This window comes from Ensifer sp. ZNC0028 (genome assembly GCF_000799055.1).
Classification (GTDB): Bacteria; Pseudomonadota; Alphaproteobacteria; order Rhizobiales; family Rhizobiaceae; genus Ensifer.
Genome location: NZ_JTLA01000089.1, coordinates 20265 through 29387, shown reverse-complemented (window position 1 = coordinate 29387; position 9123 = coordinate 20265). Strand labels below are relative to the sequence as shown.

Annotated in this window: 10 protein-coding genes; 3 read left to right on the top strand and 7 right to left on the bottom strand. The window is 64.9% G+C overall.

Annotated elements, in window-relative coordinates; genetic code table 11:
* Window positions 1-248: 248 nt before the first annotated feature.
* From L981_RS20455 to napE, 6 genes are all read right to left on the bottom strand, one after another.
* A complete protein-coding gene (locus L981_RS20455) occupies window positions 249-947 on the bottom strand; it encodes a NapC/NirT family cytochrome c (protein ID WP_043620248.1) in 699 nt (232 codons plus the stop codon).
* Between the two features lie 4 nt (window positions 948-951).
* Window positions 952-1407: a nitrate reductase cytochrome c-type subunit gene (locus L981_RS20450; protein WP_043620245.1), complete on the bottom strand. Its 456-nt coding sequence runs from the start codon at window positions 1405-1407 to the stop codon at window positions 952-954.
* 107 nt (window positions 1408-1514) lie between these two features.
* Window positions 1515-4022 carry a periplasmic nitrate reductase subunit alpha gene (napA, locus tag L981_RS20445; RefSeq protein ID WP_043620242.1) on the bottom strand — a complete coding sequence of 836 codons (2508 nt, stop codon included), beginning with the start codon at window positions 4020-4022 and terminating at the stop codon, window positions 1515-1517.
* Window positions 4019-4303, bottom strand: coding sequence for a chaperone NapD (locus L981_RS20440; protein WP_043620239.1), 285 nt, complete (start codon window positions 4301-4303; stop codon window positions 4019-4021). The genes napA and L981_RS20440 overlap by 4 nt, the downstream gene beginning before the upstream one ends.
* Complete coding sequence (gene napF / locus L981_RS20435; protein ID WP_043620236.1) at window positions 4296-4796, bottom strand: ferredoxin-type protein NapF; 501 nt, start codon at window positions 4794-4796, stop codon at window positions 4296-4298. The genes L981_RS20440 and napF overlap by 8 nt, the downstream gene beginning before the upstream one ends.
* Before the next feature lie 9 nt (window positions 4797-4805).
* Complete coding sequence (napE, locus tag L981_RS20430; RefSeq protein WP_043620233.1) at window positions 4806-4994, bottom strand: periplasmic nitrate reductase, NapE protein; 189 nt, start codon at window positions 4992-4994, stop codon at window positions 4806-4808.
* A gap of 389 nt (window positions 4995-5383) precedes the next feature.
* On the opposite strand from napE, the gene L981_RS20425 reads away from it, so the two are divergent.
* Together L981_RS20425 and L981_RS33365 are read left to right on the top strand one after the other, a co-directional pair.
* Window positions 5384-5758 carry a DUF4180 domain-containing protein gene (locus L981_RS20425; RefSeq protein WP_043620230.1) on the top strand — a complete coding sequence of 125 codons (375 nt, stop codon included), beginning with the start codon at window positions 5384-5386 and terminating at the stop codon, window positions 5756-5758.
* Between the two features lie 48 nt (window positions 5759-5806).
* Window positions 5807-6388 (top strand): GNAT family N-acetyltransferase, encoded by a 582-nt coding sequence (locus L981_RS33365; protein WP_052201904.1) that lies wholly within the window; start codon window positions 5807-5809, stop codon window positions 6386-6388.
* Between the two features lie 34 nt (window positions 6389-6422).
* Here the strand turns inward: L981_RS33365 and L981_RS20415 are convergent, their stop codons facing one another.
* Entirely contained in the window at window positions 6423-7874 is a 1452-nt protein-coding gene (locus L981_RS20415) for an MFS transporter (protein ID WP_052201903.1), read from the bottom strand.
* A gap of 286 nt (window positions 7875-8160) precedes the next feature.
* On the opposite strand from L981_RS20415, the gene L981_RS20410 reads away from it, so the two are divergent.
* Complete coding sequence (locus L981_RS20410; protein WP_043620227.1) at window positions 8161-9051, top strand: LysR family transcriptional regulator; 891 nt, start codon at window positions 8161-8163, stop codon at window positions 9049-9051.
* Window positions 9052-9123: the final 72 nt, after the last annotated feature.

Genomic DNA, 9123 nt, shown 5'->3' with positions numbered 1-9123 from the left:
CTCTGTGCTCGTCACAGAGATCCAGCAGCCGTGCGTCGGCACGGCGGGAAATGCAGTCCTGGCACGTGAACGTCCGGCTTGGTGGGAAAAATCCCTCGCGCCGCGGACGCGGACGCGGCTGGATTCCTGTGACAAGCACAGGAATGAGGGGGCGATGTTGGCGCCGGTCACAAAAAAGGGCCACGCCGCGCCGGCATGGCCCTCTGTTAACGCTGTGGTGTCTTGCCGAAAACCTCGGCCCCGCTCGCCTACTGCGCCTGCATGTGCAGGTCCGCCATCGCCTGCCGCAGATCGTCGATCGGGGTCTGGCCCGCCATCTTCTTGCCTTCCAGTTCCGGCGGCATCTTCCAGCCGGGATCGATGCCTTCCATGTTGGGCAGTTCATGGGCGATGCCCTTGTGGCAGTCGATGCAGGTCGCCTTGCCCGACAGCAGATAGCGGGTGTGGATCTCGGCCGCGCGCTGCGTCTGCTTCTGCAGGTCCATGGCGACGGAGGAATGGCAGTTGCGGCATTCCAGGCTGTCGTTGGCCTTCATGCGCGCCCATTCGTGCTGCGCCAGTTCCAGCCGCTTTTCGAGGAATTTCGACCGGGTGTTGATCGTGCCGAAGATCTTGCCCCAGACCTCCTTCGAGGCCTGCATCTTGCGGGCGATCTTGTCGGTCCACTGGTGCGGCACGTGGCAGTCCGGACAGGTGGCGCGCACGCCCGAGCGGTTGGAGAAGTGGATGGTACGCGTCAGCTCCTGGTAGACGTTGTCGTGCATCTCGTGACACGAGGTGCAGAACTTCTCGGTGTTGGTGAGCTCCAGCGCCGTATTGAAGGCGCCCCAGAACATGACGCCGCCGACGAAGCCGCCGAGCGTGAGGAAGCCGAGGCCGAGCGTCCCCGCCGGCGTCTTCATGATGCCCCAGGCCCAGAGGATGATTGTCCTGATCCAACCGATCATATCGTCACTCGCTTCCGGCCGGCTTGAAGCCCAGTTCGCTCATGTCCTTGAAATTGCTCGGCACCAGCGGGCTGGTGTCGGCCTGCGGCACGTGACAGGCGGTGCAGAAGTAGCGCCGCGGCGAAACGTCGGCGATCATCTGCCCGTCGCGCGTCATGTAGTGGGTGACGCTGATCATCGGCGCGCCCGAATCCTGGGTGAACTCACGCTTGTGACAGGACAGGCACCGGTTGGCATTGACCGAAAGCTCATAGCCCTCGATCGAATGCGGAATGACCGGCGGCTGGTCGGGATAGGCGCGCATCTTGCGCTTGTCGTCGACCACCCATTTCGGCAGCGGTGCCGCCGCCTCCGTCGCCATCTGCGGCGTCGGCCCTTCGAGCTGCGGCACCAGCTTTTCCGCCACTTGGGCGACGGCCGCCGTCGTGGCGAACACCATCAGCCCGGCTGCAAGGGCCATCCAGACCGGCCGTCGCCGGTCAACTCCAGCAGAGGTGCGAAGCGTTGCCGCGTCCACGAACGCCGCACGACAAAAAGACTGCACGGCCCGAGTGAGCCGCATCCACCCTAGAGGGTGACGGGAACGATCTTGACCGCGCATTTTTTGAAATCCGTCTGTTTGGAGATGGGATCGGTGGCGTCGAGGGTAACCTTGTTGATCAGCTGGCTGGCGTCGAACCAGGGTACGAAGACGACGCCGGGCGGCATGCGGTTGCGGCCGCGGATGTCGACGCGCGAGCGGATTTCGCCGCGCCGCGAGACGATGCGCACTTCCATGCCCTGGTTGATGCCGCGCTTGCGCGCATCCTCCGCGTTCATGAACACGCGCGCGCCCGGAAACGCCTTGTAGAGTTCCGGCACCCGCATGGTCATCGAGCCCGAGTGCCAGTGTTCCAGCACGCGCCCGGTCACCAGCCAGGTATCGTATTCGTCGTCGGGAGATTCGGCCGGCGGCTCGTAGGGCACAGCAAGGATGATCGCCTTGCCATCCTTGTTGCCATAGAACTTCACGCCCTCGCCCGGCTTCACATAGGGGTCGAAGCCCTCGCGGTAACGCCAGCGCGTCTCCTGGCCGTTGACGACAGGCCAGCGCAGGCCACGCACCTCGTGATAGGTGTCGTAGGGCGCCAGGTCGTGGCCATGGCCGCGGCCGAAAGTGGCATATTCCTCGAACAGCCCCTTCTGGATGTAGAAGCCGAAGTCCTTGGCTTCGTTGTTGTCGTATTCGGCACTGACGTCGGTGATCGGGAAACGGTCGACTTCGCCGTTCTTGAACAGAACCTCAAACAGCGTCTTGCCGCGATATTCGGGGCTGGCGTCGAGGATTTCCTTCGGCCACACCTCGTCGGTGGTGAAGCGCTTGGAGAACTCCACCATCTGCCAGAGGTCCGAGCGCGCCTCGCCGCGCGCCTGCACCAGCTGGTGCCAGACATGGGTTCGCCGCTCGGCATTGCCGTAGGCCCCTTCCTTCTCCACCCACATGGCGGCGGGCAGGATCAGGTCGGCGCTCATTGCGGTGATCGTCGGATAGGCGTCGGAAACGACGATGAAATTGTCCGGGTTGCGATAGCCCTGCCAGGTCTCGTTGGCGGTGTTCGGGCCTGCCTGGACATTGTTGTTGACCTGCACCCAGTAGAAATTGAGCTTGCCGTCCTTCAGCATCCGGTCCTGCTGCACGGCGTGGTAGCCGGGCTTTTCCGGGATGATACCGTGCGGAATGCGCCAGATTTCTTCGGCGTGTTTGCGATGCTCGGGGTTGGTCACCACCATATCGGCCGGCAGCCGATGGGCAAAGGTGCCGACCTCGCGCGCCGTGCCGCAGGCAGACGGCTGGCCGGTCAGCGAGAACGGGCTGTTGCCGGGCTCGGAGATCTTGCCGGTCAGAAGGTGCAGGTTATAGACCATCTGGTTGGCCCACACACCACGCACATGCTGGTTGAAGCCCATGGTCCAGAGCGACATTACCTTGCGGCTCGGGTCGGCATAAAGCTCGGCCAGCTGCTCCAGGAACTCCGGATCGACGCCGGTCATCTCGGCGGTCTTCTTCAGCGTGTATTCGGAAACGAATTCCTTGAACGCCTCGAAATCCATCGGCTCGGTCTTGCCGGGGTCCTTCGAGTTGGCGGCATTGACCTCGACCGGGTTGTCGGGCCTGAGCCCATAGCCGATGTCGGTGACGCCGCGGGCAAACTTCGTGTGCTTGTTGACGAAGTCCTCGTTGACCTTGCCGCTCTCGATGATGTGGTTGGCGATGTAGTTGAGGATGACGAGGTCGGTGCCCGGCTTGAAGACGATCGGGATATCGGCGAGATCCATGCTGCGATGGGTGAAGGTCGAAAGCACCGCGACGCGCACATGCGGCTGGCCGAGGCGCCGGTCGGCGACGCGGGTCCACAGGATCGGGTGCATCTCCGCCATGTTCGAGCCCCAGAGCACGAAGGCATCGGCGTTCTCGAAATCATCGTAGCAGCCCATCGGCTCGTCCATGCCGAAGGTGCGCATGAAGGCGACCGCGGCCGACGCCATGCAGTGGCGGGCATTGGGGTCGAGGTTGTTGGAGCGGAAGCCCGCCCGCATCAGCTTGGTCGCGGCATAGCCCTCGAAGATCGTCCATTGGCCGGAGCCGAACATGCCGACGGCCGTCGGGCCTTTCTCCTTCAGCACCTTCTTTGCCTGCTCGGCCATGACGTTGAAGGCCTCGTCCCAGCTGACGGGCTCGAACTCGCCGTCCTTGGCATAGGCGCCGCCGCGCTTCCTCAGGAGCGGTGTCGTCAGGCGGTCGTTGCCGTACATGATCTTGGAGAGGAAGTAGCCCTTGATGCAGTTGAGGCCACGATTGACCTCCGCCTGCATGTCGCCGTGGGTGGCGACCACCTGGCCTTCCTTCACGCCAACCATGACGCCGCAGCCCGTGCCGCAGAAGCGACAGGGCGCCTTCGACCACTTGATCTCCAGTGCGTTGACGCCGCCCGGCACCGGCTGTGCGGCGGCGGGCAGCGCAATGCCGGCCGTGGCGGCGGCGATGCCGGCCGCATGGGCCTTCAGAATGTCACGCCGCGTCAGTTCTCCGCTCATGGCTCCTGCCCTTCCTCTTCCATTTCCACATGCTCGAAAACCATGTTGGCCGAGATCACCCCGTCGATGAGCGAGATCTGCGTCAGCCGTTCGCCGAGCGCGCCCGTGCTTCTGCCTTCGATGACGACGACGATCTTGCCGCCGCCATGGCCATGGATTTCGACGTTTTCCATGTCCGCGAGCGTCGCCAGGATCGCTTCGGTGCTCTGCGGCATCGTGGCGACCACGGCGCTCGAAATGTGATAGGGCGTGCCCGCCTTTGCCGTTGCGGCCTCAGACATGAGCCACCTCCAATTCCAATGCCTTCACCGCAATCGCACTCACCGGGCAGCCGCTAATACAGGCGCCGCAGCCGGTGCATCGGTCTTCGTTGATCTCAGGCAGGAACGGCCCGCCGATGCGCGGGCGAAAGCGGATCGCCTGCTCCGGGCAGCTTTCGCCGCAGGACTGGCAAGCAACGTAGCGCCGCGCGAGACAGCTGTCGGTAACAGCGGCGACATGCGGAAAACGCCGCACGTCCATCGCCTCGAAAACAGGCTCCGGACAGGCTTGCGCACAGGCGCCACAGAAGGTGCATTCGCCGCCCGAAAAGTCGACGAAGGGAAGACCGTCCGAAAGACGGATTATGGCGGTGGGACATCGTTCCACGCAGGCGCCGCAACCGGTGCAAGAGGCAAGGCTCAGTTCCGAAACACCCGGCGGGCGGATGCGGACCGGCTTTGCGGCAGCGCGGCCGGTAAAAAGTTCACGGCGTGAAAGAGGTTCGACCTTCATGGCTCGCCCTCAATGCCCGGGCGGGCCCGGCGGGCCGAAGATGATTTGCAGCATCCAGACGAGGAAACCATAGCCGCCGACGATGCCGACGGCGACGATCGGCCAGATGCCGAAGGCGAGCACGAAGAAGGTGATCAGCTCCGCGCGTCGCGAGCGCGGCGACTTTTCGATCGGCTGTGCCTGAACGACTTCCGGCATTCCTGCGTCCCCCAACACAATCCAAGGTAAGATGCGCCACCGGAAATAAAAATCAATCCCGTGACCGGCCGATGACAGATTTTCACCGGACCCCAGAGTAAATGCGAAACAGAAGGGGTCATTGATCTGTGTCAAATTGACAGGAAACAAGAGCCGGTTTCGCCAGAAATTCTCAAGCGCCGCTTCAGCGTAACTTGCGGAGGCCAATCAGCTTTTATGCAGACCGATATATTTCTAGGAATATATCGACTCTCGCCCGATCACCGAGGCCTGCCGGATCCTGCGAATTGAACGGCTATCTTGCCCGCGGCGAAGGCAACCTGCCCCGGCGGCAGGACAAGAGACGCGCGCCCTTGCAACCCTGGGCTTTGCAGCCTACTTCTTGGCGCATGACACAGCTCATCGAAATCGGAACCGCGCGCGTCCTGCACTGCGCTGACAATGGCCCCCTGCTTGCAGCCCCGGGCGACGCCAATGATTTTCTGGGCGACGGCTGGGCGCATGAGGCCGACTTGCTGGCGGTCCCGGTGGAGCGGCTGGGCCCTGATTTTCTCGATCTCTCGACCCGCGTCGCCGGCGAAGTGTTCCAGAAATTCGTCAACTACCGCATGCGGCTCGCCATTGTCGGCGATATCAGCGCCCGGCTCGAAGCCAGCAAGGCGCTGACCGATTTCGTGCGCGAGACGAACAAGGGCACATCCATCTGGTTCGTGCCGGATTTCGAAACGCTTCGCGCCCGGCTCGAGCGCTTGCCGGCCGCCTGAACGCGGTAAAGTCTGGCGACCAGCCCAGATCGATGGGAGGCCACGACGATGAAGCCAGCCGCGACGAACACCGGAAATCGCCCGGCGGTCACGCTGGCGACCGATCGTCTCCTCCTGCGCCCGACAACGCCGGCCGACGCGCAGCGCGCCTTCGAGATCCAGTCGGATTGGGATGTCACGCGCATGCTGCGCATGGCGCAGTTCCCGCCCGATCTCGACGACATGACCGGCTGGTTCGCCGAGCACCCGCAGGAGTGGATCGCCGGCACGGCCTTTCGATTTGCCATCGAGCGCCAAGGCCGCATGATCGGCCTGGTCGATCTTGACGGGATCGACGGCGAAGAAGGCGAACTCGGCTACTGGCTGGAAAAGGCGAGCTGGGGCCAGGGCTACGCCTTCGAGGCGGCAAAAGCGGTGGTGGCCTTCGCCTTCGAGCAGCTCGGGCTCGCGAGGCTGAAAACAGGCCACGCGGCCGACAATCCCGCCTCCGGCAAGGTGCTGCTCAAGCTCGGCTTTCGCCCGCAGCAGGCCATGCGGAAGACCTCCCGCTCAAGGGGCGAAGAGATCCTGCACCAGAGCTACAGCCTCACCTCGCACGCGTGGCGCAATCTGCCGGGCGCCGATCGCTGAGCGGCGCCGCGCCGATTTCGCCCGGCCGGCGTGATCACCGTTCTCCCCCTGGTCCCGGGGTCACAGCCCGTTGTGCGCGCACTCCGCGTAGCGCCCTGCCCGCAATGGCGATCGCCAGCGCAGCCACGGTCAACAGCCCGGCGACTGCAAAGGTTAGCTGCATGCCCCATGCGACCGCCGCCGGTGCGGCTCCGACCATATCGCTTGCCGCAACCGCTGCGGCGAAGACCGCGCCCATGACCGATGCGCCGGTGACGAGGCCGAGATTGCGCGAAAGGTTGAGCAGGCCGGAAACGACGCCGCGCCGGTCGGCGCTGACATCCGCCATGACCGCCGTGTTGTTGGCCGCCTGGAACAGCTGGTAGCCGGGCGTCAGAAGCGCGATCGCCGCGACATAGCCGGCAACGCCAAAGATCCCCGGCAGCAGCACGAGCGCGGCGCAGCCCGCAACCATCGCCGCCAGCCCGACCGTGACCACCGAGCCCGCGCCCAGGCGATCGACGATGCGGCCGGCAACAACGCCCCCAAAGGCCGAGATGACCGGACCGACCGAGAGGACGAGCCCGACCATCGCCGCATCGAGCCCCAGCCCACGCGACAGATAAAACGGCCCGACCACCAGCGTTGCCATCATCACGGTCGAGACCAGCGCATTGGTCGAGAGCCCGCGGCTCAAGGCCGGATCGCGCAACATCACCGGCCGGATCAGCGGTGAGGTTACCCTGGCCTCGACCAGCAGGAACAGCGCAAGCCCCACGGCAGCGACAGAAAGCAGCGCGACGTTGAGCGTCCCGAAGCTGCCCCGCCCCATCGTCATCGCCAGCGCATAGGCGCCGAGCGAAAGCGCGAGCAGCAAGGTGCCGGCGACATCGAAGCCTGGGCGCTCCCTGCCCTCGAGATTTCGGTCTGCGGGCAGATACCGATGGGCAAGTACGAGCGCCACGAGCCCCAGCGGAACATTGACGAGGAAAATCGCCCGCCAACCGGGGCCGGCGAGCAGCGCACCGCCAAGCGATGGCCCGAGCGCCGTGCCTATGGCCGACATGGTGCCGAGCAGTCCCATGGCGCTGCCGGTCCTTTCCTTCGCCACGGCCTCGCCGACAAAGGCCATGGTCAGCGCCATCATGATCGCAGCGCCGGCGCCCTGTACAGCTCTGGCCGCAACCAGAAGCGCAAAGCCCGGCGTCAGGCCGCAAAGCGTCGAGGCCGCGGTAAAAAGCGCGATGCCGGCAACAAGCAGCCGCCGCCTGCCGACGATATCGCCGAGCCGCCCGACGCTGACGATCAGCGTGGTGATGGCAAGCAGATAGGCAAGCACCACCCATTGCACCGCCTGGAACGAGACGTCGAGAACGTCCGCCAGCGCCGGCAGCGCGACATTGGCGCTGCTGGTGCCAAGAGACGAGAGCAGCATCGACAGCGACAGGCTGGCGATCACCCAGCGAACCGGCGCGCCGCAAGCCTTGGCAGGCCCGATAGCGCTCATCGGCCACCTCCCGCGAGCGATGCCTTACGATGCCCATTTGCAGCGCGGGAAATCGCGGAAAAACAAGGCGATAGCGCGCCTTCATGAATCAAAACATGCGGCAACGACGTCCGGTCAGACGGGAAAATCGGGGCGGGCATTAGCGGGCATGGCATCATCGGAAAACCCTCCAAGGTCGGTTCTCCGAAAAATTAGACCTCAGCCTCATATGGCGGAAGTCGCAGCATTTACACTTCATTCGTGCGTTTGACGCCACATCTCACGAGAACTCATGCTATGAAGGGCAATGACCAGACCGGATCTCAACCTGCTCGTGACCCTCGACGTGCTGCTTGCGGAAGGCAGCGTCGCCCGTGCCGCCAGGCGCCTGCGGCTCAGCCCCTCGGCCATGAGCCGGGCGCTGGCTCGGCTGCGCGAGGCGACCGGCGACCCGCTGCTGGTGCGCGCCGGCCGTGGCCTTGTTCCGACCCCAAGGGCGCTGGAGCTGCGTACGCTCACCGGCCCCATCGTCGAAGCGGCCGAAGCCTGCCTTCGCCCGGCCGAAAACCTGGACCTGAAGACGCTCACGCGCACCTTCACCCTCCGGAACCGCGAGGGTTTCGTCGAAAACTTCGGCGCAGCGCTGATTGCTCGTGTCGCGCGCGAGGCACCCGGCGTGCGCCTGCGTTTCGTGCAGAAGCTCGACCGGGAAAGCAGTCCGCTTCGCGAGGGCCACGTCGACCTCGAAACCGGCGTTGTCGGTGAGAACACAGGCCCGGAGCTTCGCGCCCAGGCGCTTTTCCACGATCGCTTCGTCGGCGTGGTTCGCCCGGGGCACCCCTTGACCACAGGCGAAATCACGTCGGCCCGCTACGCTGAAGCCCGCCACATCCACGTCTCGCGCCGTGGCAACGACACCGGCCCGATCGACGACGCCCTTGAGGCAGCCGGTCTCAGCCGTCCGATCGCCGCCTCCGTCGGCAGCTTCTCCGAGGCGCTGGCGCTCGCCCGCGCCACCGATCTCGTTGCCAGCGTGCCCGAGCGCTACACCGGGACGCTGCGCCAGGATCTCTTCACCTTTACCCTGCCCGTCGCCCTGCCCGAAATCACCATCTCGCTGCTCTGGCACCCCCGCCTGGATGCGGATCCGGCGCACCGCTGGCTGCGGACCTGCGTGCGGGAGGTGTGCGCCGTGTGACGCGGCGCGCGACAAGACATTGGGCCCCGGGCGCTCGGCGATGCGCCCCCAAGGAGCTACGGTTGCCTGCAA

Excerpts from the sequence above, each read along its gene's own strand:
- L981_RS20455 (WP_043620248.1), bottom strand. The coding sequence starts at position 947 with ATGATCGGTTGGATCAGGACAATCATCCTCTGGGCCTGGGGCATCATG.
- L981_RS20450 (WP_043620245.1), bottom strand. The coding sequence starts at position 1,407 with ATGGCCCTTGCAGCCGGGCTGATGGTGTTCGCCACGACGGCGGCCGTC.
- napA (WP_043620242.1), bottom strand. The coding sequence starts at position 4,022 with ATGAGCGGAGAACTGACGCGGCGTGACATTCTGAAGGCCCATGCGGCC.
- L981_RS20440 (WP_043620239.1), bottom strand. The coding sequence starts at position 4,303 with ATGTCTGAGGCCGCAACGGCAAAGGCGGGCACGCCCTATCACATTTCG.
- napF (WP_043620236.1), bottom strand. The coding sequence starts at position 4,796 with ATGAAGGTCGAACCTCTTTCACGCCGTGAACTTTTTACCGGCCGCGCT.
- napE (WP_043620233.1), bottom strand. The coding sequence starts at position 4,994 with ATGCCGGAAGTCGTTCAGGCACAGCCGATCGAAAAGTCGCCGCGCTCG.
- L981_RS20425 (WP_043620230.1), top strand. The coding sequence starts at position 5,384 with ATGACACAGCTCATCGAAATCGGAACCGCGCGCGTCCTGCACTGCGCT.
- L981_RS33365 (WP_052201904.1), top strand. The coding sequence starts at position 5,807 with ATGAAGCCAGCCGCGACGAACACCGGAAATCGCCCGGCGGTCACGCTG.
- L981_RS20415 (WP_052201903.1), bottom strand. The coding sequence starts at position 7,874 with ATGAGCGCTATCGGGCCTGCCAAGGCTTGCGGCGCGCCGGTTCGCTGG.
- L981_RS20410 (WP_043620227.1), top strand. The coding sequence starts at position 8,161 with ATGACCAGACCGGATCTCAACCTGCTCGTGACCCTCGACGTGCTGCTT.